Consider the following 23,971-nt stretch of genomic DNA (forward strand, 5'->3'; position numbering starts at 1 on the left):
AAGATCGCTGATTATCAGCGATCTTTTTTCTTTTCGTGTGGTGCCCAGGACAAGACTCGAACTTGCACGCCGTAAACCGGCACTACCCCCTCAAAGTAGCGTGTCTACCAATTTCACCACCTGGGCGAGAGGCCGCACCCTCCGCAAGCTGCGGAGAAGTACGAAAGCGGGACAAAGGTAATGCTTTTTTCGTTTCGTGCAACCCCTCGCGAGAAAAATCCCTCCCGGAGTCCGCTTTTCCGCTTTCTCGTGTACCGGGACAGGGAAAAATAGCTAACTTTGTCAATCCGTCCGCGCCGAGCCGGAGCGGGCGGCGTTTTACACACCGAGCAAGTATGATCGACATTACATTCCCCGACGGCAGCAGCCGTCAGTTCGCAGCAGGCGTCACGCCGCTCGAAATCGCAGCCTCGATCAGTCCGAGGCTGGCGCAGGAGACCTTTGCCGCGACCGTGGACGGGCAAAGCTGGGATATTCAGAAACCCATCGAAACAGACGCGACGATCAAACTGCACAAATGGGACGAACCCGAAGCCAAACACGCTTTCTGGCACTCCTCGTCGCACCTTTTGGCCGCGGCGCTTGAGCAGCTGTATCCCGGCATCAAGTTCGGCATCGGGCCCGCTATCGATAACGGATTCTATTACGACGTCGACTCGCCGACGCCGATTACCGAAGGAGACCTGCCCAAAATCGAACAGAAGATGCTCGAAATCGCCAGAGAGAAACACCCCTTCGTGCGGCGCGAAGTCTCCAAGGCGGAGGCGATGGAGACCTATACGAAAAAGGGGGACGAGTACAAGTGCGAGCTCATCGGCGACTTGACCGACGGGACGATCACCTTCTATAGCAACGGCGACTACACCGACCTTTGCCGGGGGCCGCACCTGGCGGACACGGCGCCGATCAAGGCGGTGAAGTTGACTTCGGTGGCCGGCGCTTACTGGCGCGGGGACGAAAAGCGGAAGATGCTCACCCGGATTTACGGCATTACCTTCCCGAAAAAGGCTTTGCTCGACGAGTATCTTGCCTTGGTGGAAGAGGCCAAGAAACGCGACCACAGGAAGCTGGGCAAGGAGCTGGAACTCTTTACCTTCAGCCCGCGGGTGGGGCAGGGATTGCCATTGTGGCTGCCCAAGGGGGCGGCGCTCAGAGAGCGGCTGGAGAATTTCCTCAAGGGAGTTCAGAAACAGTACGGGTACGAGCAGGTGATCACCCCGCATATCGGGATGAAAGACCTCTATGTCACTTCGGGACACTATGCCAAGTACGGGAAAGACAGTTTTCAGCCGATTCATACCCCGGACGAGAACGAGGAATTCCTGCTCAAACCGATGAACTGCCCGCACCACTGCGAGATTTATCGGTCGAAACCGCGCTCTTATAAGGACCTGCCCGTTCGGCTGGCCGAGTTCGGGACTGTCTACCGGTATGAGATGAGCGGGGAGTTGCACGGGCTGACCCGTGTGCGCGGATTTACCCAGGACGACGCCCACCTCTTCTGCCGGCCCGACCAGCTCAAAGACGAGTTCAAGAAGGTGATCGACATCGTGCTCTATATCTTCAAGACCTTGGACTTCAAGGAGTTTACGGCACAGGTTTCGCTGCGCGATCCGAACAACAAGGAGAAGTATATCGGGACGGACGAGAACTGGCACAAGGCCGAGGCCGCGATTATGGAGGCGGCGGCCGAAAAGGGGCTGGAGACCATTGTGGAGACCGGCGAGGCGGCGTTCTACGGGCCGAAGTTGGACTTTATGGTCAAGGACGCTTTGGGGCGGAAGTGGCAGCTCGGGACGATCCAGGTGGACTACAACCTGCCCGAGCGTTTCGACCTGACCTACAAAGGCTCGGACGACAAGGAACACCGGCCCATCATGATCCACCGGGCTCCGTTCGGCTCGATGGAACGCTTCGTCGCCGTGCTGCTGGAACACACGGGCGGAAAGTTCCCGCTGTGGCTGACGCCGGAACAGGCGGTGGTGCTGCCGATCAGCGAAAAGTACAACGACTACGCGAAAAAAGTTGCTAAATTGCTGAATAATTGCGATATTCGCACCCGCGTCGATGACCGCGACGAAAAAATCGGCCGCAAAATCCGGGATAACGAGTTGGCCAAGGTGCCTATTCTGCTCATTGTCGGCGATAACGAACAGCGGGACGAGACCGTCACCGTCCGGATGCAGGGTGAAGGGAAGGACCGCGGGACGATGACTTTGCCCGACTTCGCCAAGATGGTGGGCGACCTGGTTGCCGAAGAGATTCGACCCATCGCGGAACCTATGTCATAGACGTGCGGCACGCTTTTTGCGGCCCTCATACCGTGGACTAAATATACTAAGGAGGACAAAACTATAGCACTACCACCGCGCCCAAGACCGTCGCGCCCGCCGTTCCGCGGACGTGTACAGAAAGAAAACCCCCACCGGATCAACCGGGAAATTACTGCGCCTCAGGTGCGGTTAGTGGGGGAGAATATCGACCGGCAGGACGTCTATTCCTTGCAGGAAGCGCTGCGCATGGCACAGGAACAGGAACTCGACCTCGTGGAAATCTCGCCGAAGGCCGAGCCGCCGGTGTGTCGCATCATCGACTACCAGAAATTCCTCTACCAGCAGAAGAAAAAAGCCAAAGAGATCAAAGCCAAGGCCGTCAAAGTCGTTGTCAAAGAGATCCGCTTCGGGCCTCAGACCGACGACCACGACTATAACTTCAAGCTCAAACACGCCGAAAACTTCCTGAAAGAGGGGGCGAAGGTCAAGGCCTATGTCTTCTTCCGCGGACGCCAGATCGTCTTCAAGGATCAGGGGGAGATCCTCCTGCTGCGGTTTGTCCAGGATCTCGAAGAGTGGGCCAAAGTCGAACAGATGCCCAAGCTCGAAGGGAAGCGGATGAGCATCCTGCTCGCCCCGAAACCGAAGAAGTAACTCTCCGCCTTCTTTTGGGGGGAGGGGACATTGTACTGAAACACACTATTTTAACCATCTAAATAAATTTCGACCATGCCGAAAATGAAAACCGTTGCCGCCGCCAAGAAGCGCTTCACGCTCACCGGCACCGGCAAAGTGAAGAGGAAACACGCTTTCAAAAGCCACATCCTCACCAAAAAAACGACCAAACAGAAACGCAACCTCACCCACACCGGGACGATGAGCGCTACCGACACGCCGGCTGTCAAGCTGATGCTCGTGAAGTAGATTTTGTTTGACGGCCTCCGTCCGGAGCCGTAAAAACCGGACGATACTTTATTTTAACCGAAGATCGCGCCCGGCCGAACCCACGCAGAGGTTCCCCCAAAGCGTCGCCCGAACGGGACGACCGCCGGCCGATCGAAAAACGCATCGTTATGCCAAGAAGTGTAAACGCGGTGGCCAGTCGCGCCCGCCGCAAGAAAGTCCTCAAGCTCGCCAAAGGGAACTTCGGTTCTCGCTCGAACGTCTGGACTGTAGCCAAGAACACGGTAGAAAAAGGGTTGACCTACGCCTACCGCGATCGCAAAAACAAAAAACGGAACTTCCGCGGCCTGTGGATCCAGCGTATCAACGCTGCCGTGCGGGCCAACGGGATGACCTATTCCGAATTCATGGGGAAAGTGAACGCTAAAGGGATCGCCTTGAACCGTAAGGTGCTGGCCGACCTGGCGATGAACCACCCGACGGCATTCGCCGAAATCGTCAAGACGGTTAAGTAATATAAACGCCCGTCGTCTATTTTATCGATAGTGTGTCACCGATCGGGGAGCACCGTTCTGTCACCGTTCATGCGGGATCAGGCGGCCGGCTCCCCGATCGTTTTTGGTGGGGCGCAGATTTGGGCCGAGCAGGTAAGTGGAAATGCGTAAGCATTTCCCGTCCACGGGACGTGGGGCCCGCGCGGCCCGAGCGCAGTACCCTCGAACCAAATCGCGCGCCGTCGCCTTAATAGGGAAATCGTCAAAATGTGCTTGCGCGTTTTGACTGGATTTCCCAAGGCGCGCGGACAAAAAACGAGGCGAGGAGTTGGGCTACTCCAGCCAATTGCCCACCGCGGGGCCCCACAGGGGCTTTTACTAGGGTTATCACTGCCTTATTTAGGCGGGGCCCGGCCGGCCGACGCGTTCGCGCCACGGCGGCCGGCCTTTGTTATTCAGACAATAAATAACCGCGCCACGCAACAGGCGCGCGGACAGAGAACTGGGTGTAGCAAGCCAGTAAGCGATACGCAGTATCGCTCCGTCCTGCCGGGGTCACCCGGCCGCCGCCCGCGCAGGGCAGTTCTGTCCGGTTCAAAGCTCTCCCGTCGCCCGCCCGCGTAAAGAGGGATTTCACTCGTTTTGCGGTGAGCAAAATCGAGGTGAAATCCCGGCGGGCGACGGTTGAATCGTCCCGCGCGCGCCCGCTGGAGAAGGAAATCTTATTCAAACGCGTGGTGCGTGTTTGGATAAGATTTCCGCCAGCGCGCGGGAAAAGAAACAAGGCCGAATGGGGTGGAGAATCGGGCCGAGGATTGGGCTGAGTGCTGTGCGACCCTTTGGGGCGCCGGCCCTGTCGCCCAAGCCGCGTAGCGGCTTCGGGGGGATGGGCGACAGGCCGAAGAGGACGGATTTTGGGCGGTGAATTGGGCTGAGCTCTTGCGGTTCGGGGAACCGCGCGGGCCGGGCCTCCCCACGGGAGGTCCGCAACACGCCGCTTGCGCGTCGAGAATTGCGGCACCTCCCGGGCGCCCGGCCGCAACGGTGTAGGGTAGAGGCTGCTTTAGGGTAGACACGGCCAGTAAAAGACACTGCGCGTCCGTTTATTCCGAGAGGCAACGCAACTGAAAACCGCGGGCGCGGCCGTCCGAGGTACTGGGATTGAGCTCCGTCGTACTGACACCCAAGTACATGCCATTAGTACCGTTGACCGTATAAGTCCAACTGAATCCAGCGTTGCCGATGAAGTGTTGCACGCCATTCGCGTGATTGCGGCAGCCCGGGGCGGGGATTTGATTTCGCGCGCCATGGGAAATCCTGTCAAAATGTGCGAACACATTTTGACGATTTCCCTTTTCAGGCGTCGGCGCGCGGTGGTTAGTACTTTTTGAGTCGCCCGCGGCAATTCTCGTTGGTTGGCTGGGTGCCAACCCACAGAATATGCCCTTTGAGGCGGGCGGGCGACGGGAATGAGCTTTGTCCCGCCTGAAACTGGCCTCGGGCCGGCCGGGCCCCACGTCCCGTGGACGGGCGAAACTTGCGTTTCGCTGCGGCCGCCTCTACCCTAACAGGATAGAATAGCCCTGCGCGGGCGGCGTCCGGCCAATAAGGCAGTGAGAACCCCAATAAAACGCCCGATGGGCGCCCCGGCGGGACGGAGCGATGCTTACGCATCGCTAAGGCTGTGTCACCCCAATCTGCGGGTGGGGTAGAGGTTGCCGATTAAGGCCGAGGCTGCCAGTAAAACACCCTGTGGGTGCGAGAGGCAACGCAACTGAAGACCGGTGACACGGTAGTCTGTGCTATTGGAATCGCAGTGCAGCATGTCTAAAAGCAGACGCAGCCCTTCTGTCGTGCAGATCGCAGACGACCAACTAAAACCTCGATTGCCGCAGTTCCACACAGCGCCCTCGCCCCCGCCGCGGTTGCCCGGGGCGGAATTCAGCGAAAACCGTGTGCCCAACGTGGGAAAGAGTGGTTCGTTTTTCAGTTCGGAGTGGGAAAACTCGTAATTCGTGCTATATTTATAGTCAAATTTTAATCAATCGAGTATGGATAACCGACTCCTCGACCGGGATCCCGCAGCGCCCGACCGGTTGCCCGATATCGATCTGCCGGTCGATTTTTTCGCCTGGGTCGATATCACCCGCGACGTGCTCGGGTGGTACACCGTACCGTGCAAAATCAAGGCCGGCATCTTCGTGCTCTGCGTCGAAGGCGAGCTCACGGCCACCATCAACCTGAAAGAGTGCCGCATCCGGAAAAACGACTTTATCGTCGTCGCACCCGGCAGCGTCATCCGGTTCCACGGTACGCCGGAAAATTTCCGGCTGTCGTTCATCGGTTTCTCGTCGAAATTCATGGGCGAGGTCAACCTCATCAAATCCACCATGGATATGCTGCCCGTGATGATCGAGAACCCCGTCATTTCGTTTACCGCCGAGCGGGCCGAGATCTACAAGGAGCTCTTCGCCCTCCTGCACAGGATGTTTACCGCCGACCTGCTGACCCATCCTCAGATCCAGCGATGTATTCTGGAGTCCGTGCTTTACGGCGTGTCGAGCCTCTACCGCACCGCTCAGAACGAGACCGGACACCGGCTGAGCCGCGGCGAGGAGATCAGCAAAGAGCTCTTCCGGCTCGTCATGAAACACTATACCCGGGAGCGGCGCGTGGCCTTTTATGCCGAACAGATGCGCCTCTCGACCCAGCATCTGTGCACGACCGTCAAACAGCAGACCGGAAAGACGGTCGCCGACCTGATCGCCGACGTGGTGATCATGGATGCCAAGGCCCTGCTCAAGTCGACCAACATGGCGATCAAAGAGGTCGCCCTGTCGCTGAACTTTCCGAACGTCTCGTTTTTCGGCAAGTATTTCAAACGCTACGTGGGGATGAGCCCCCAACAATACCGTTCGGGAAACGATTGACGATGCGAAAGGTGATCGATACGATCCGGTCTCTCTGGCCCTTGTCGGACGAGACGGTCAGCGCGCTGGAGGCGGTCGTCGAACCGTGCCGTTTCCCGAAACGCAGTCGGCTGATCCGCAAGAGCGAGTATAACCGGTACGCCTATTTTATCGAGCGGGGCATGACCCGTTCCTACTGGGTGGTGGACGGCGAGGAGGTCACCACCTCGTTTTCGGTCGAGGGCGGAATTGTCTTCAGCATGGACGAACTCTACTACGGCCGGCCGAGCGAAGAGGAGGTCGAGACGCTCGAAGAGGTCGAAGCCTGGCGCATCCCGCTGGCCGATCTGACCCGCCTGTGGGAGACCAACCTCGAATTGTGCAACTGGGGGCGGATCGCCCACCAGAACGAGTACCGCCGTCTGCACCGCAGCCACCAGGAGCGGCTCGCGCTGCCGGCCCGCGAACGGTACGAAGCCTTCCGACGGCAGTTTCCCGACGTTTGCCGACGGGCCAATCTGAGTTATATCGCTTCTTATCTGGGGATTACGCTCTCGACGCTGAGCCGGCTGCGGGCGGGCGAGGGGCGTTGAGGCGGGCGCCGCTCCGCGGGCGGATTTTGATGTAGGACAAATTTTTAGTCCCTCGTTCTTCCGTATCTTTGCAGGCGAAGCTTCGGAAACCAACCTTCTTTTTACGATATGACCTCCAACTTGCCCCTGCAATTTCCGCAGAAGCCGCACTACGAGATTCTCGACGGCTTGCGCGGTGTCGCCGCCCTGATCGTCGTGGTGTTCCATCTGTTCGAAATCTATGCTGTCGATCCGCTGTATGTCGTGCCGATTGTCAACCACGGCTATCTGGCCGTCGATTTCTTCTTCGTCCTCTCGGGCTTCGTGATCGGTTATGCTTATGACGACCGGTGGGGGTGGATGACTCTCTGGGACTTCTGCAAACGGCGTATCATCCGGCTCCAGCCGATGGTCGTCGTGGGAGCGGTGATCGGGGGATTGTGCTTTTATTTCGGTGCCGGAAAGATGTTTCCCCACATCGGCGAGGTACCCGTCTGGCAGATGCTGCTGGTGATGCTGGCCGGCTGCCTGCTGATTCCGACCACCGCGGCGATTCGCCAGCCGTGGCACGAGATGTTCCCCCTGAACGGCCCCTCCTGGTCGCTTTTCTTCGAATACATCGGCAACTTTCTCTATGCGACGGTCGTGAGGCGCTTCTCGAAGCGCGTGCTGATCGCGTTCGTCGCTGCGGCAGGCGTCGCGTTGCTGTGGATGACGGTGGGCGGTTCGGACGGCAGTGTGCTGGGCGGGCATGAGCTGACGGGACGGCACTTCGGAATCGGGATGATCCGCCTGTTGTATCCCTTCTTCTGCGGGTTGCTGCTTTTCCGGCTGGGGCGGCTGATCCGGCTGCGGGGCGGCTTCTGGATCTGTTCGCTGGTGCTGGCCGTGATTCTGTTTTTCCCCCGGCTGGGAGGCGAAGAGCAGCTGTGGATCAACGGGCTCTACGAATCGCTCTCCATCCTGTTCGTCTTCCCGCTGATCGTGCTGGCCGGGGCGGGCAGTCCGATCACGGGGCGGGTCTCGGTCGGAATCTGCAAGTTTCTGGGCGAGATTTCGTTCCCGCTCTATATCATTCACTATCCGTTCGTCTACCTCTTCATGGCCTATGTGACGGAGCACGGGATGGGCTGGCAGCAGAGCTGGCCGCTGATGATCGCCGTGGGAGTCGGGTGCGTAGCGCTGGCTTACGGATTCCTGAAACTCTTCGACGAGCCGGTTCGGGCATGGCTCCGGAACCGCTTCCTGCGCCACGTTCCGGTGCAGCGGTAGCGCTCCGGCCGCGTCATTGGATGATGACCTCCCGTGACATCTGCGCGCCGGTCTGATCCACGACCGTGATGCGATGTACACCCGGCGAGAGGGGCAGCGAGATCCGGTGCAGGTCGGTGGTCGAGCCGATGAAGTGCCGGTCGAGGTGCCAGAACAGCTCGGCCGCCGGATCGGAGTGGGTCGCCTTGCAGATCAGTTCGCTTCGTGTCCCGTCCAGCTTCTGCGGCAGGGCGATGACCGCTCCCGGTGCCGGATAGATAAACTGCATGGCGTCGGTCTGCGCCTCTTTTCCGGCCGGAGGCTCCGTGTAATCCGCGTGGTGGAGCTTGTAGAAGTGCTTGTGAACCGGAGGCAGGATGAAGAACGAGCGGAGCTCCATCGGTTCGGAGCAGTCCGTGACGCGCCGCAGCCCGTCGAGCGACACCGGAATCCGCATGCAATAGGGACAGGGGCGGCTCCGTAAGGCGCTCTCGGAGACCGTCTGCAGACGAGTGTCGGCGCAGAACCGTCCGGCCAGGTGGCCGGAATGGACGCAGACCCTGACCTGTCGGCCTTGCGGCTCGGCGAACCATCCGCAGGACGGGAGCAGGTCGAATAGATCGAACATGACGGGGCCGGCCGTTCTCGCGCCGGTCAGATCGGCCACGCCGCTGCCGTCGGCGTTGCCGACCCACACCCCCACGACGTGACGGGGCGTTATGCCGACGGCCCATCCGTCGCGGGCTCCGTAGCTCGTTCCGGTTTTCCAGGCAATGTGCCGGACGGAACTGACACGGTTCCGATCCAGTTCATCCGGGCGGGTCACCTCCCGCATCGCATCCAGCATGGCATAGACGGCGAACGGATCGTTCCAGGGGCTGCTCTTCTCCCCGCGCGCGATTTTCGTATAACACATCACCACATCGTACAGCGTCACCTCGGCACCGCCGAGCACCAGCGAAAGCCCGTACCGGCCGGCCGGACGGGTCAGGGTGCCGAAACCCGCTCGCTGAAGCAGCGCGGCGAAACGGTCGACGCCGTATTCTTTCAGCAGGTGGACATGGGGCACATTGAGCGACAGGGCCAGCGCCCGGTTCGCCGGGACGACGCCTGCGAAATCGCCGTCGAAGTTCCGGGGCGAGAATCCGCCGAAATCGGCCGGGATATCCGGCAGCAGCGTGCGGGGCAGAATCACCCCCTCCTGAAGGGCCGCGCAATACAGCAGCGGTTTCAGGATGCTGCCCGACGAACGCGGAGCCCGGGCGACGTCCACCCACGCTCCGTCCCGGCGGGCCCGGATGTCGGCATTGCCGCAGTAGGCGATCACCTCACCGCTCCCGACATCGGCGATGACCGCCGCCAGGTCGTTGATGCCCGACAGCGAGAGCTCGCTGCGCCACCGGGCCGTTGTCTCTTCCAGCCGCTGCTGGAGGGCGTGGTCGATGTGGGTGGCGCTCCTGCGGCCGGGCCGGGCCGCATGGAAATACTCCACCAGATGGGGAGCCGACTGCGGCATGGGATAGGGCGTGTCGGTCAGCGGCTCGTTGACCGCGAGCTCGTATTCGTCGGGGGCTATTTCTCCGACCTCGCAAAGGCGTTTGAGCAGCCGGTTCCGCTTGGCCAGCAGTTTGTCGCGGTTCTTTGCCAGATGGATGGCCGACGGAGCGTTCGGCAGCACGGCCAGCATGGCGGCCTCGGCCCACGACATCTCGTTGCCGTCATGGCCCAGGTAGCGCCATACGGCGGCGTCGATTCCCACGACATTCCCTCCGAACGGGGCGTGAGAGGCGTACAGCTTCAGAATCTCCTCCTTCGAATACCGCGCCTCCAGCCGTGTGGCCATAAACATCTCGATGATCTTCTCGACGAACGTGCGCGGGCCGCGGCGGTGGAGCCGTATGACCTGCATGGAGATGGTGCTCCCGCCGCTCACCACTCGTCCGTTGGCCAGATTCCGGATCAGGGCCCGGCCGATTCCCCGGAGACTGATGCCCCGGTGGGTATGGAAGCTGCGGTCTTCGTACTCCACCAACGCCCTGGCGAACTTGCCGGGCACCGAATCGCACGGCGGGAACCGCCACTGGCCGTCGGCGGCCACGCGGGCACCCAGCAGTTCGCCGTTGCCGGCCGTCACCACAGTCGAGTAGGGCGTCTTCTCGAAAAGATCGGCCGGAAGGCAGAACAGCCACAGCAGCAGGAGCAACGCTACTGCTGTGATCGCCGCGTATCCGGCGGTATGTCTCCCCCTTTTCATCGTTCGACGGCGATTCGACGGTTTGCCGTCATGGCCTTGCGGGCCGGGTGGTACATGTCTTCGCATACGGTCGGCGGCAACATGTAATTGCCGCAGTATGCCGCCCGGAGCCGTACGGTGAATGTGACGGAGCCTCTTGCGGCCAGCGGGAAGTAATAGCTGACGCTGTTGTCGCGGATATCCTGATGGTCGTGCGGCGCGGTTCCGGTTGGGTATAGCCGCTCGTTCCAGATCTCCCAGCCCGAGGGAATGGCATAGGTCAGGGCCATCGCATCGACCGCTTTCCCCCGGTTGGCGACGGTGATCCGGGCCTTAAATTCGGTATTCTGTTTCAGCCGGTTGATCGTTATCGGCTGATCCGACAGATCGGTGTAGCTGACGCTCGTTTGCAATCCCCCCGTTTCTGTCGCTTCGACAGGGGTGTCGGCTGCGGGCCGAGAGGCGGTTACGAGCGCGAGCTCCAGCGTCCCGGTGCCCGTGTTCGATACCGTGACATGCCCGCTGGCCGGACTGAGGGCGACGTTTTTCAGCTCGCCGAAGTCGTGTAATGAGAGAGGGGTGCGTCCCTTTTCGCTGATTGTCACCGAGCCTGCGCGGCCGTCTGTCGCATGGCCGAGCCGATTCATCGCCACCGTCACGAAAGCGATGTCCTGTGTCACATAGCGGTCTCCGGCACACTCCTTCGCCAGCGTCCGCGCTGCGGGCACCGCCTTGGCTGTGAGGCCGCACAGGGCGTAGGCTTCCGTCTGCATGGCGTTGTCGCGTACCGTGGAGCGGAACATGTCCTGTCCGGCGGTCGGTGCGGTGCGCTCGGCCTGCTCGATCAGGCTCGCGGCCACCTCCTCTCTGCTGCAGAGCGCATAGGCGGAGGCCAGACAATAGGCCGCCGTTTGCGTCAGGGTTTTGGACTCCCGCAGGCGGTTCATCGCTGCGGCCTGCGGATGTCCGGCTTTGGCGAGCGTGTACAGCCGGTATGCCTGGCCGAGATCCGACTCCGCGGAGTAGCGGTAATTGCGTGCGGCGGCGGTCTGATATCCTAACCAGTGCTCCGTGCAGGTTTTCTCCACCCGGAAACCCTGTTGTTCGGCTTCGGCCAGCGCCATGCCGGCCATGGAGGTCACCCACTCGTTGACCGACCGCTGGTCCGGCCAGTAGACGAATCCTCCGTTGGCAAGCTGGCGCGACGTCAGGACTTGGAGCAGCCGGGGCAGGGAGCGGTCACACCGCCGCCGGCTCTCGGAGTCGAGAAACTCGCGGCCGAAGAGCATGAACAGCGCTTTGGAGGCGAGCTGCTCGGTACAGAGGTGACGGTAATTCTCCAGGAAGGTCATCGCCTCTCCGAAGCGGAAGGCGGGCATCGATGCGATTTGCAGGCCGACCGTCCCGTGGTCGGACGAACTCCAGTCGAAGGTGGCGGTCTTGCCCCCGGCCAGTGATTTTTCTGTGGTTTTGACCAGCGTGGGCAGCGGATTCCGGACATCGATGTACACGGTGTCTGTCGCGATGTGCCGGCCGCTCGCAGCCGTGACGACGATCCGGGCTTTCCCCTCGGCGGATTTGTCGCAGACGAGCCGGTAATCGACCGGTTTCTCGCCCTGTGCGGCAAATGAGACACTCCGGCTTCCGGCCCCGACGACCGCCACCGGCCCTTCGGTCTCGACGGATACCGAGACGCGCTTCACCTCGTCGGCCTGGGCGAACAGATTGACGGGCATGCCGATCGTATCGCCGCAGGCGAGGACGCGCGGCAGCGAGGTGAGCAGCATCAGCGGAGAGGTGACCCTGACCGTCTTGTCGGCATGGCCGTAGCTGCCCCTGTGGGCCGCGATGACCATCACCCGCACCGAACCGACATAGTTGGGCAGCGTGATTCTGTGCGTTTTCGGGGCACCTTTTACGGTGAACGGCCCCAGGAACCTGACGGCCGGATTGAAGCGCTTCTCCTTGCCGGCGGCGCGGCGCAGCGCCTGGTCGCCGCCGATGCTGAGGACGGGTCGGAAGCTGCCTCCGAACGCGCCGATGACATCGTCATACATATCCCATGTTTTGACCCCCAGCGCTTCACGCTGGTTCATGGCGGCCCAGGGGTTCGGCGTCCGAAAGTTCGTGATGTCGAGCAGCCCTTCGTCGACGATCGCCAGCGTATAGGTCATCGGTCTGTGATCCCGTTCGCCGATTCTGACCGTAAACGGCTTTTGCGGATGCAGCTCGTCGGGCATCTCGATCTCCGGATGGAGGATCGAGCGGGAGTCGACGACCTCGGCGGCGGCGATGCCGAACAGGCGTATCGGAACACCGTCGGAGGTCTGGCGGTGAGGCCGCAGGAGGGTGGCCGTCACGTAGAAATTCGGAGCCATGGAGCGGTCGACAGGCAGGGGGAATACGGTCTCGCTGTCCGGCGAGGTCTTCGCCCACATCCGGCGGAGCACGCCCGAGCCGTTCTCGATGGAGAGCAGCACCCGTCCGCCGGCGCACTTCGGCAGGTATACGCAGGCCGTTTCGCCGGCCTCATACCTCTTTTTGTCCAGCGTGAACGACAGCTCGGTGCTTTCTGCGGCCGCGTTGTTTTCCGCATGCCCCCTCCCGTCGGGCCAGTCGACCCGGAATGTGCCGCCTGTCGCATGGCCTCCCGTGGAGTCGCGGACAAGAATCAGATACCGGCTCCAGCCGGGATAGTCGACCCGGAACGGGATCTCTCCGCCGCCGTCCGTCACGGTCACGGGGCCGCTCGCGACCAGATCGGCCGACGAGCTCCGGACATATCGGTTCAGGGCATGGGCGTTTCCTTCCCACCACCAGTCCCAGTCCAGCCGATAGATCTTGTAGTCGAGCCGACGGCTCTTTATCCGTTCGCCCTGCTGATCGAGCACGACGACCGGGAATCGTACCTCCGTGTCGGTCGGATACGTTTTCTCACCCAGATCGATGCCGACATAGGCCTCGAACGGCGAGAAGGGGACGGTGCGGCTGACCACGCTGATGTCGCCTCCCGGTTCGGTCACTTTTGCCGTGATGGCGGCCTGGAGCATTCCGGGAGCGTTTCGGTCGGTTCCCGTCGTGCAAAGTTTCTCGACCGAACCGGTGCTGTCGAGCTTTTCCGAGAACAGCTCTTTCTGCGAGGAGGTGTAGGAGACGAGCGGATTCGAGAACTGGTAGTTCTGGTAACCCTTGAAAGGCGTCGGGTCGGCATAGAGGGTCATTTCCATCCCCGCGGCCAGCTGTTTCGCGGCCGGCCCCGTGAGCCAGCTGGCTTCGATCCCGAGCGTCTCGTCCCGGTTGGCCCGGATCATCTCGGGCGTGCGGATCTTGATTTTGAGTCGGTTGGGTTTTATGGTTTCGATGCGTACCGGGTGGCGGAATGTCCGGTCGCCCACCGTGAACGTCGCTTCCCACAGACCGGTAGGCGCCGTCTCATCGGTCGCCGTGTGGAAAACGTAGAATCCGTCCGTGTTTCCGGTGATTGTCTGCCGGTCGTACAGCTGTTCGGAGGGATTGTACAGCTCCATGACCACCGGATAATTCGCCGGCAGATGGCCTCGTTCGTCTTCCACGATCAGCGAAAGATGCACCGGGTCGCCCGGCCGCCAGATGTCGCGGTCGCCGTACACGAACCCTTTCAATCCGTGGTCGATGCGTTTGCCCGACACGTCGAAACGGCTCGTGGAGAGTTCTCTGCCGGATGAGACTTTCAGATAGGTCGTGTTCCGGCCGTCGGTGGCGGTCACCAGAAACGGGCGGTTGTCTGTGGCGAAATCGACGAACCCGTTGGCGTCGGTCGTCCCGCCCCCCGTCTTTTGCAGCTGATAGTTGAACGCCGTCACCCGGATACCGGCGGCCGGAGCCGCTGTGAGGAGCTTCGTGACTGTGGCGGCCACCCGGTTGTCGTCGGCCCGCTTCACGATCAGCCCTAAGTCCGAAACGACCAGATTGTGTTCCGGCATTCTCGACCTTTTCATGTAGTAGGAGGCTTTGTCCGGGTCGTTCGTTTCGTTCCAATTGTAGTACGCCCAGTTGTATTCCGGTATATTCCTGGATATGTACGATTGATTCCGATCCCATGTCTCCGTATCCTTGGGGGTGAGGCCGTCGATTTCGGAGAAGTCGGCCGGTTCGTTGCGGCCGTACAGCGAATAGGCCCGGCGGAAGGTGAGGCGGATGTTGTAGATCGCCCCGCGTTCCTGCCGGAACAGGCCCTTCAGGTCGATGGCGAAGTCCTGCCACTGATGGAGGTTCAGGGATTTGTCCCGATCCAGCCGCACGGTGCGGTGGTAGATCAGGCGCCCGAAACGCCGGAGTTCGTAGGAGCCGTCGATGTCGTTCTCCTGTAAGAAGGCCATCACGTTGGACGTGAATATCTTGACGACTTCGACATCGACGGCGGCCAGATTGACCGCCCGGAAGGGCAGTCTCAGATTGCCGTTGTCGGGCAGCAGGGTGCCCGATAATGGAATCTGCACGGCCGGCAGAATCACCTCCTGGCTGAAGTGCTGCTCGATCTCCCCTTCGAGTCGCCGACCCTCCTGGTTCTTCACCAGATTCGAGATCCGCAGGGTGAGATCCGGAATGGAATTTTGGGGATAAAACACCTGGACGCGGGTGCCGGAGCGCTCTATCCGGATCGGCTCCACCCGGTCGATCGTAATCAGTCCGTCGAGCTCCTGCTGCGAGGAGAGCGGGGCGGAGAACTCCAGAGCCAGATAGGGCTCGGCCGCCTCGACGCGTTCGGCATGAAGCAGCCCGAAGTCGGATATCGAGGGCACGGCAACGCACTGTTCGGCCTTGGAGAATCCGTTGAGCGGATTCGTGGAGAGGGTCAGCGTCGTGTCTGTCGGCTGCCGTTTGATTCCGGAGATCCGGAACCGGCGGCTGAAATCGTGTGCCGATTTGTCGATCTCGATGCTGACTCCGGGGTAGCTGCATTCGAGGAGGGTGCTGTCGCCGACGAGGGAGTCACCCGCCGCGACATTGTACTCTAGCCGGCCGGTCACGGTGAGCATCGAAATGTCGTCCGGGTCGACCGTGGCTTTGACCTCCTCGAACCGGATCTCCCGCTTGTCCACAAAGAAATCGAAATGGAAATCGTCGAGCGTGTCGATTCCGGTCAGCTCTTTCATCCGGATGCGGCAGTCGTACTTTTTGCCCGGTTTCAGGCTCTTGTCGGGAATAAAATCGATGAACCGTTTGTCGGCGGAATAGACGACCCGTCCTTTGACCGAGGGGGAGAACCGGAAGATGCTGCCGTCGATCGGCCGGCCGTCGATCCGCCGCTTCATCCGGGGGGTCGGCTCGATACGGATGGCTGCATCCCGGTCGATATGAACCGGCGTATAGGCTGCGATCCATTGGGAGGCCTCTTCCGAGGAGATGTATCGTTTGCTGCAGGCCGAGGTCAGCAGCATCAGCACGATGACCGGAAGTTTGCGAACGGCGGAGTGAATGTGTGTTTTCATGCGGGATAGAGTTTGATGCAGCGAATTTCGCTGAAAGACAACGCCCGGCAAAGCGATTTGCCGGGCGTTGTATGAAGTGTCGCCGTTGATGTACGAAATGGGATCGGGCTATTCCCAGACGATGTAGTTGGTGTTTTCGGGGGAGTCGCTCGCCGCTTGTCCGAATTCGATGCGATGGCCCTCCGCGTCCTTGGCGAATCCGTAGGCGGACGAGCCGACTAAGTAGATGGCGTTGGAGACCCCGAGGTCGGCGAGTGCTTGTGAGAAGTCGTGAAATGTCAGCCGGTCGCGGCTCATGACGACCACCGTCTTGCCGTTCAGCTCGGCGAGGGCCTTGCGCAATGCCCGGCCCCTGGGTTTGTTTTCGACAACCTGGTTCCCCACCACGAGCGGGTACTGGCGGAAGAAATACCCTTCGGTTTCGAGCGCCTGTTCGAGGAATTGTGTCGCGTCCGCCACGCCGATGATTGGCGTACCGCCGATAATGGCGCAAAAACCCGATTTCGACTGGCCTTTGCTGAGGAGCCTGCCTTCGGAGACGTAGGCTCCGACGATGCCGCCGTTGTCTTCGCGCACGTCGGCCGCCTGAACGACGAACACTGCACCGGAATCCTGCAGGATATCGACTCCGATGTGCAGCCTCGGCGTGGCGTTCCGGGGCGAGAAGACGGTGAGCCGGACGTGATGGACAGTCGTGTCGGCGATTTCGACGTAGGCCCTCCGGAGGAGGGTGTCGGGCGGGAGGATGCGGGGGGCAGGCTCGTGTTCGATCTCCTTGGAGATGGTCAGTCGCTCCGGTCCGTCGTGGTCCGAATGTTTCGAAAAGTAGAACGCCGCTCCTCCGGCCGCGATGACGATTCCGGCCGTTAGCAGCAGGATGCCGGCCAGCCGGTGCCGTTTCCGGGCCACGGCTGACGAAGCGCTTTTTTTGTCGGACGATATGATTCTGATCTCGGAATCCTCGATGTCATGTCGGATGTTGCTCATTTCATGGCCTCCTTCTCAACGAAATCTTTCAGTGCCTTTAGCGCTTCGCGCGATGCGGATACTTCGTGCCGGAACGTGCGGCAGTCCGACAGGGTCAGCTTTTGGCGGGCGGGATGGATCAATGTGATGAATGCGCGGTTCACAATCAGGCTTTTGCCGATGCGGATGAACCGGTGGTCTTCGTTTTCCACCATTTCGGCGATCCGCCGTTCCATCTGGCCTAATTGCAGCGTGAGGACATATTCGCCGCCGTCCGCCGTCGTGATGGCGGAATAGTTCCCGTCTGCAGTGATGAAAACCACGGCATCGCTGGGAATCCGGATGAACTCCGTCGATGTGGCAAACGTCAAGTCCTTCTTCATAGATGCAGGTGCAAATTTACATATTTTGTCGGGTCGGTGCAGTGGGTTGCCCGCTGCGATGTATGAAAACCCGCCCTCTGTGTACCAGTTCCACTCGGCGGTGTTTGTCTCCAACCCTTCCGGTACTTTCCTCGTCCCGAAACTGTTGTAGGGACGATTTCGTCTGTTCTGCTGGAGGATTTGATCTTTATGGAGGGAGCACGATAAAGACTCTGTCGGGTCTATTCCGTGTATTTTTTGGAAAAAGAAAAGAAAGGTTTATGGAGTGAGATAGGTTCCGCCACCTATGCGTTGCTTGTGGACGATTGTTCTGATTTTTGTAGTTGCCGGAACGTCGTGACAAATGTTACCAATCAATTTCAAATCTTCAATCTTTCGCTATACCAGCGTATCCTCTTCATTTCGCAGATCGACTGAAAGATCAAAGAGGAGGACTGTTTGAGGTAAATGTTGAAATTTAATATGCTCGTCAAGAATATACTCGCGTTTTAGTTTAGATTTGGTTAGTGCTTTCCCATTGATACATTATTCTGCTGATTTTGTATATTGATTGCTTTAGATTTTTACTGTCGAGCAAAGCAAATTAATTTTACAGTGCAAATATGATTTGATTCATAACGATAATAAAATGGCTAAAGCTACAGAAAAGGTCCAGGTAACTTTGGATACAGGAGTGCGTGCAGAGGCACAAGCTCCGGTCATTGTATCGGCAAGTCGATCGACGGACATACCGGCTTTTTATGCCGATTGGTTCTTTGAGCGATTAAAGCGCGGATACTCGGCTTGGACGAATCCATTCAACGGGGTCACTTCGTATGTGTCTTATAGCAAGACGCGGTTCATTGTGTTTTGGTCGAAGAATCCCCGACCTCTTTTAAATTATCTTGACTGTCTGAAAGAGAGGAATATAGGGTGTTATATCCAATATACTCTGAACGATTATGAAAATGAAGATTTTGAAAAAGGTGTTCCTCCTTTGATTCAGCGGATAGAAACTTTTAAGTTGTTGGTCGATAAATTAGGAAAAGGTCGAGTTGTATGGAGATTCGATCCGATGATTCTTACGGATAAAATCAGTATAAATGATTTGCTTGAAAAGGTTAAAAATATCGGAGACCAACTCAAGGATTATACAGAGAAACTCGTATTTAGTTTTGCGGATATTGCCTCATATCGCAAGGTTAAAATTAATCTTGAGAAGAACGGTATTAACTATATTGAATGGGACGAAAACACAATGAATGCGTTTGCTGCAAAACTATCTGCAATGAATCGAGAGCGTGGATGGAATTTCCAACTTGCCACTTGTGGAGAGAAAATCAATATCGAGCAATACGGCATAGAGCACAACCGCTGTGTGGATGATGACTTACTGATTCGTTTTGCATACGAAGATAAAGAACTTATGGACTTTCTGAAGGTAGATATAAAGCGAATACAGTTATCTGCCCCCTCAATGTTCGAAGAGTTTGATAACAAACCTCAGATTCCGAATGATGCAATAATGCTTACCTCTGAAATATATGCGATTAAGAAAAGAAACAACAAAGATAATGGTCAACGTCAATTCTGTGGCTGCATTGTAAGCAAAGACATCGGGCAATATAATACTTGTCCACATCTTTGCGAGTATTGCTATGCGAATACAAGTAAAGAAGCGGCTGTAACCAATTGGAAACGCCATAAATCTAACCCTGACAGGGATAAAATTATCGGTTAATATGAATTATAAGGAGCGAATTTCAGGCATATCAAATTTGACGATGGAGGCGATAATAGAGAATTGCCGAAGCAATATATCGGAACAGTATCGTTATCGTCCTTATTCTCACCCAGAACTTAATCATGGATTAGATTTGTTGAAGAGTGATGAAGGTCTTGACTGTTATATCGGAGCTTATGGTGAAATGCATCAGGCGAAATGTAGGGCTGCCATGCAGAACATGCCTTTCCCTCCGAACGATAGGACTAATATATCCTTATCTTTAGAGATTATAGACTGGGGATGTGGTCAAGGAATTGGAACAGTCTGTCTTGTGGATTACTTGAAAGAGCGTGAATTGACACAATGGCTCAAGAAAATAACCTTGATCGAACCTTCCGAAGCCTCTTTGAGCAGGGCTATCGCCAATGTAACTAAAGCGGCGTGTAATGGAATCAGAATAACGCCATTAAATGAGTACCTTCCTTCTGTTTCAGATGATTCAGAAACCAAGAATATTCATTATGAGCAAAATTATGTATTCCATATTTTTTCAAACATACTTGATGTCACTGAGATAGACTTGGTGAAATTAGCAAAAAGTATAGCAATACCGGGGCATACGCACTATATATTGTGCATGGGACCGTTAAATGCAAATGCTTTCAGAATAGACAGATTTTGTGATATATTTGCGCCGACAGAGTTTTTCTCAAATATATCGAGCGGGAATTATGGGCAGACTTCAGACACGAATTACCGATATACCTGTAAAACAAAAGCATTGGTGTATAATGGTGGTGGTCTGGATTTTAGTAAATATGATCCTAAAGAACGGGCCACAGAGCCGATTTATAATGAATATAATCTGAATCTTCAGATATTAAATGGCCTGATTTCAAAAGAAAAGGGACGGATATATTCCATATTGCGTAGCGTATTATCTGCGAACGACTTGATCTATCTTGATCCGGAACTGAACGGAGCATCTCCTGACTTCATAATCGTGAGGCCAAATGTTGGTGTAGTTGTGATATCCGTATTTGAGGAAGATCTATTAAAATGTCATTTGGATAACAGGGATCAGACAAATAACACGAAAATTGTAGATGATGATTCTGAACAATCAGAAACAAAACAAATACAGTCTCCATTGGTGGATCTTGATAATTATCAGAATTTGATAATAGAGAGTCTTAAAGAATTTACTGAGGCTGTGATTGAAGACAATAAGAATCTTGGATTAGTCCGGAAGGTTTTGATTTGCACAAAAGGAAGCTTGGAACAGGCAAAATCCCTGTTAGGAGAACCCAAATATACGACTATCTATGGCAATGAATTTATTGACGATAAGTACATATTATGTAGGATATTCGACGACCTTAAGTTCAAATATAAAAATCAAGCATTTGATAATGTAGCTCTTAATCAGTTGATCAAGGATCTGTCCCCCAAATGGCATTCATACAGAGAGGGAATCCCCATCAGACTTACTCGACAACAGGAAACTTTATCCCGCAGTATAGAGGGAGCTCAGCGAAAGATTAGCGGTGTTGCAGGCTCTGGTAAAACACAAGTGTTAGCGACAAGGGCCGTAAATGCTCAAGTTCGGACTGGAGGTAATGTGCTTTTGCTCACGTTCAATATCACATTGGCAAATTATATGCAGATGAGATTGTCGCAGGTGAGAGCGGATTTTTCGTGGGATAAAATTGATATTGACTATTACCATCGTTTCTTCAGGAAATATGCAAATGCGAATAATCTTCATGTTCATTTGGGTTCTTATGATAATGCCGATTTCTTTAAGTTTGCGACGGAACTTAAAAAATATGATGCAATTTTCATTGATGAGGTTCAAGATTATCTTACCCCATGGCTACAGTTGCTTCGTAAATACTTTCTAAAAGTGAATGGTGAATTTGTGGTTTTCGGTGACCCCAAACAGAATATATACCATCGTGAACTCGATAAACAAGGTGATATTCGGTTGGAATTCATATCTGGTAAATGGAATCATGAATTGGACAAGAGCATGAGATTTTCAAATCCGGCTTTAGCGAACCTTGCGATGGCATTTCAACAGCGCTTTTATGGTTCCTCTGAAGTAATCAATCTTTCTAAGGACGATTCCAGTGAAGTTGGTTTTCAATTTAACTTGATGAAGTATGACAGTCTTGATTTGGCCTATTCCAAAGATGATTTAGCTAAACAAGTCTATAAGATTTGTAAAGACTTCATTGACATCAATAGCCTTAAAATCGAAGATGTTGTTATTCTTGCGCCTCAAACCGAGATTCTACGGCAGATAGATTACCTGTACCGACAAGAAACTGGCAAAGGGACGACAGTGACATTTGTCAAAAAGGAGGCCGTGAACCGAATTTCAAGACATAGTACATTGGCGTCATATGAGTATAAGCGAGATTATGACCGACTAGAGAAAGTGGAAAAGAACCGTTTCTCTATGGTTTCGCACCATCTCAAACTGTCGACTATTCAAAGTTTCAAGGGCTGGGAGGCGCAAACAGTTATTTGCATAATTCCCAAAGATGCATATAAAGACGTCGTCACATCACCTGAATTGATTTACACCGGGATAACCCGAGCGAAAGAAAATTTATTTGTCATAAATATTGGTAACAATGATTATGATGAATTCTTCAAAACAAACATACACTAAGATGGATTCTACAATACATTCCAAAACAGAACAATTTGCCGTCGTTGCAATACTGATTCTCATTATGGAAGCTGATGGCGTGGTAGACCCCAACGAGGTAAAATTTCTAAATCGTATCCTGTCGATATTCAATATTTCGGAATCCGAGTTAGAAATCGTTAGTTCTTATGATTTCAATCAGTGTCGGGAGATACTTAGCGGTATGGGGGCAGAAGAACTGGCATATGCCAAATCTATTTTTACAGAAATGGCAAGGTGCGATGGCTACACAGATCCTCGCGAACTAAAGATTATAAATCGGTTAGGAGGCTAAGAACACGGTTATATTCAGATATGTCTCGGTAACATTGCACTCTACGTTGTTGCGTATGGATATAGAAAAGTTACGCGGAATATTTGAATTTTGCCAGTAGAAAATAAAAGAAGCGACATAACATTTTGATGCTCACTTTGTTAAGTCGCTTCAAGGGTGCCCAGGACAGTACGAGAACTGCCGCAACAACATCCGCCGCTACGCCGGGCGGATGAATCGCCCGGGGGCCACCGCCGAAGTGATCGAAGAGGCCCGCCGACACAAAACGCGCCACGAACAGCGCGCCGCCATTTTCAAAAAAATACTATCCCATGCAAATACTGGTTCATAACCTCGGCATCCTACGAGACGAGGAATTTGTGAACTTTGTATGTGTAAGGATGGTTTGTTTTTTGCAAGACAAAATCAAAAATGATTACATTTGTACGTACGAACGTACTAACATACATACTATGGAAGGTCTTTTGAATACAGTTACAGCCCAACTTCCGCTGTGGATCATTGTCGGCTTGCTGCTGATCGGGGGAACTATTGTAGCATGTCGTTTCTATTTTCGCAAATGTCATCCGATTATCAAGAATGCTCAGTGCGAAGCCCATCATCGTACATTGGAGTCTTTGGAATCGCAGGGAAAGACATCTACTGATACATTGGCCAAACTGATGTTGAAGATCGACAATATTGAGCGTGTGTTGATTGCGAAAGATGAAAGTTTGCTGGATCGATTTTCAGTAACACACAGTCCTCGGCAATTGAATGATGCGGGAGAAGGATTGCTGAAAGATTCGGGGGCAAAAGTTTTATTGGAGGCAGAACTTCCTCGATTAATCGAATTGATTGACAAGGAAGAACCGCATACGGCCTTGGATGTAGAACAGATATCCTACCGTGTATTATTGGCTGAAAGCGGGGAGCCTTGGTTTGTCCCGATCAAGAATTTCATATATAATCATCCTGTGTATCGGGATACTCCGATTCATGTCGGTGCATTATGCTTTGTGATGGGAATATCATTGCGAAACTCATATCTGACAAGACATCCAGAGCTTTTGGCTGAATAAGCAATTCTTGATCGCATAGAGAACCGCCTCTCGGGGCGGTTTTTTGTTGGTATATCCAGAAATTTTCCCCATCTTTGTGTTGTTCTCTATCCAAAGAAGGCGAGTAATGCTCGCCGATTTATTTCGTGCGGGCGTTTTTTATGCTTGCCTATTAATTTTGGGTTACGTACCCCCGTGCCGAAGGTTAATGCCTCGGCTGCCTTCTTTGGTGGAGAACAGCGGGAAAGACGTAACCCATTTTTCGTTCATTTCAAAATGTTCAAACCAAAGATGAAAACCAACCAAACCGCTCTGACCGAGCTAATCTCCCGACTGGAGGTCATCCGCACCGAATTCTACCGGAATGCGGAAATGCCGAACGACACAGATCAATCGACATTCGAGAATGCCGTCAATGAGGCGCAGACTGTGATCGGCTCCGTGATCGCCGACAGCATCGTTGCTCAGGCGCGCGATTCCGCTGCACAGTAGCCACCCTATTTTTGCCGCTCAAGGCCGATTCCGAAAGGAGTCGGCCTTTTTTGCGTCCTTTAATTCAGACAGTTGGCTTCTCATCTTTGTGGCATGGAAATCAACGACAACCAAATATTCAAACAAATTCGGGATATGGGTGCTCAAGGATTGACCCCCGCCCAGATCGCCTCCCTGCTGCGCATCCCCGCCGCCGAGCGGGAGGCCTTTTTAGACGAGTTCACCCGGCCTGAAACGAAAGTCTACGAGTCGTATGCCAACGGCAAGGCCATGATGGACTACAACA

At 55.5% G+C, this 23,971-nt stretch carries 19 protein-coding genes and 1 tRNA gene; 12 read left to right on the plus strand and 8 right to left on the minus strand.

The annotated features are described in order from the left end of the window. Window positions 1-38 precede the first annotated feature (38 nt). Window positions 39-126, minus strand: a tRNA-Leu gene (locus QZ292_RS04685). A gap of 209 nt (window positions 127-335) precedes the next feature. On the opposite strand from QZ292_RS04685, the gene thrS reads away from it, so the two are divergent. From thrS to rplT, 4 genes are all read left to right on the plus strand, one after another. Then, window positions 336-2,291 carry a threonine--tRNA ligase gene (gene thrS, locus QZ292_RS04690; RefSeq protein ID WP_294598524.1) on the plus strand — a complete coding sequence of 652 codons (1,956 nt, stop codon included), beginning with the start codon at window positions 336-338 and terminating at the stop codon, window positions 2,289-2,291. 63 nt (window positions 2,292-2,354) lie between these two features. Further along, window positions 2,355-2,927: a translation initiation factor IF-3 gene (infC, locus tag QZ292_RS04695; protein ID WP_294598570.1), complete on the plus strand. Its 573-nt coding sequence runs from the start codon at window positions 2,355-2,357 to the stop codon at window positions 2,925-2,927. A gap of 75 nt (window positions 2,928-3,002) precedes the next feature. Beyond that, window positions 3,003-3,197 (plus strand): 50S ribosomal protein L35, encoded by a 195-nt coding sequence (gene rpmI / locus QZ292_RS04700; protein ID WP_294591688.1) that lies wholly within the window; start codon window positions 3,003-3,005, stop codon window positions 3,195-3,197. Window positions 3,198-3,346: 149 nt separating this feature from the next. Further along, window positions 3,347-3,691 carry a 50S ribosomal protein L20 gene (rplT, locus tag QZ292_RS04705; RefSeq protein ID WP_294591686.1) on the plus strand — a complete coding sequence of 115 codons (345 nt, stop codon included), beginning with the start codon at window positions 3,347-3,349 and terminating at the stop codon, window positions 3,689-3,691. A gap of 430 nt (window positions 3,692-4,121) precedes the next feature. Here the strand turns inward: rplT and QZ292_RS04710 are convergent, their stop codons facing one another. From QZ292_RS04710 to QZ292_RS04720, 3 genes are all read right to left on the minus strand, one after another. Beyond that, complete coding sequence (locus QZ292_RS04710; RefSeq protein WP_294598526.1) at window positions 4,122-4,400, minus strand: hypothetical protein; 279 nt, start codon at window positions 4,398-4,400, stop codon at window positions 4,122-4,124. A gap of 373 nt (window positions 4,401-4,773) precedes the next feature. Beyond that, window positions 4,774-4,926 (minus strand): hypothetical protein, encoded by a 153-nt coding sequence (locus QZ292_RS04715; protein WP_294598528.1) that lies wholly within the window; start codon window positions 4,924-4,926, stop codon window positions 4,774-4,776. Between the two features lie 431 nt (window positions 4,927-5,357). Beyond that, entirely contained in the window at window positions 5,358-5,633 is a 276-nt protein-coding gene (locus tag QZ292_RS04720; RefSeq protein WP_294598530.1) for a hypothetical protein, read from the minus strand. 88 nt (window positions 5,634-5,721) lie between these two features. Between QZ292_RS04720 and QZ292_RS04725 the strand changes: the two genes are divergently transcribed. The 3 genes from QZ292_RS04725 (at window position 5,722) to QZ292_RS04735 (ending at window position 8,423) form a co-directional block, all read left to right on the plus strand. Next, the gene (locus QZ292_RS04725; RefSeq protein ID WP_294598532.1) at window positions 5,722-6,600 is read left to right on the plus strand and encodes an AraC family transcriptional regulator; all 879 of its coding nucleotides are present in this window, start codon (window positions 5,722-5,724) and stop codon (window positions 6,598-6,600) included. Window positions 6,601-6,602: 2 nt separating this feature from the next. After that, complete coding sequence (locus QZ292_RS04730) at window positions 6,603-7,172, plus strand: Crp/Fnr family transcriptional regulator (protein WP_294598534.1); 570 nt, start codon at window positions 6,603-6,605, stop codon at window positions 7,170-7,172. 108 nt (window positions 7,173-7,280) lie between these two features. Beyond that, entirely contained in the window at window positions 7,281-8,423 is a 1,143-nt protein-coding gene (locus QZ292_RS04735) for an acyltransferase (protein WP_294598536.1), read from the plus strand. A 13-nt stretch (window positions 8,424-8,436) separates the two neighbouring features. Here QZ292_RS04735 and pbpC read toward each other — a convergent pair whose 3' ends face one another. The 4 genes from pbpC to QZ292_RS04755 all read right to left on the minus strand — a co-directional run bounded on the left by pbpC (window position 8,437) and on the right by QZ292_RS04755 (window position 17,455). Further along, complete coding sequence (gene pbpC / locus QZ292_RS04740; protein ID WP_294598538.1) at window positions 8,437-10,656, minus strand: penicillin-binding protein 1C; 2,220 nt, start codon at window positions 10,654-10,656, stop codon at window positions 8,437-8,439. Further along, complete coding sequence (locus QZ292_RS04745) at window positions 10,653-16,106, minus strand: MG2 domain-containing protein (RefSeq protein ID WP_294598540.1); 5,454 nt, start codon at window positions 16,104-16,106, stop codon at window positions 10,653-10,655. Before QZ292_RS04745 ends, pbpC begins: the two co-directional genes overlap by 4 nt. A gap of 108 nt (window positions 16,107-16,214) precedes the next feature. Further along, window positions 16,215-17,093: a phosphodiester glycosidase family protein gene (locus tag QZ292_RS04750; RefSeq protein ID WP_294598543.1), complete on the minus strand. Its 879-nt coding sequence runs from the start codon at window positions 17,091-17,093 to the stop codon at window positions 16,215-16,217. Next, window positions 17,090-17,455 carry a LytTR family DNA-binding domain-containing protein gene (locus QZ292_RS04755; RefSeq protein WP_294598554.1) on the minus strand — a complete coding sequence of 122 codons (366 nt, stop codon included), beginning with the start codon at window positions 17,453-17,455 and terminating at the stop codon, window positions 17,090-17,092. Before QZ292_RS04755 ends, QZ292_RS04750 begins: the two co-directional genes overlap by 4 nt. 628 nt (window positions 17,456-18,083) lie before the next feature. Between QZ292_RS04755 and QZ292_RS04760 the strand changes: the two genes are divergently transcribed. From QZ292_RS04760 to QZ292_RS04780, 5 genes are all read left to right on the plus strand, one after another. After that, window positions 18,084-19,175, plus strand: coding sequence for a DUF1848 domain-containing protein (locus tag QZ292_RS04760; protein ID WP_294598558.1), 1,092 nt, complete (start codon window positions 18,084-18,086; stop codon window positions 19,173-19,175). Between the two features lies 1 nt (window position 19,176). Beyond that, window positions 19,177-21,840 carry a UvrD-helicase domain-containing protein gene (locus QZ292_RS04765; protein WP_294598560.1) on the plus strand — a complete coding sequence of 888 codons (2,664 nt, stop codon included), beginning with the start codon at window positions 19,177-19,179 and terminating at the stop codon, window positions 21,838-21,840. 1 nt (window position 21,841) lies between these two features. After that, window positions 21,842-22,153, plus strand: coding sequence for a TerB family tellurite resistance protein (locus tag QZ292_RS04770; protein WP_294598563.1), 312 nt, complete (start codon window positions 21,842-21,844; stop codon window positions 22,151-22,153). A gap of 452 nt (window positions 22,154-22,605) precedes the next feature. After that, entirely contained in the window at window positions 22,606-23,214 is a 609-nt protein-coding gene (locus QZ292_RS04775; protein WP_294598565.1) for a hypothetical protein, read from the plus strand. A gap of 270 nt (window positions 23,215-23,484) precedes the next feature. Then, window positions 23,485-23,685, plus strand: a complete 201-nt coding sequence (locus QZ292_RS04780) for a hypothetical protein (protein WP_294598567.1) — start codon at window positions 23,485-23,487, stop codon at window positions 23,683-23,685. Window positions 23,686-23,971 lie beyond the last annotated feature (286 nt).

Origin of the sequence: uncultured Rikenella sp., assembly GCF_910577125.1 — a bacterium.
Lineage (GTDB): Bacteria > Bacteroidota > Bacteroidia > Bacteroidales > Rikenellaceae > Rikenella.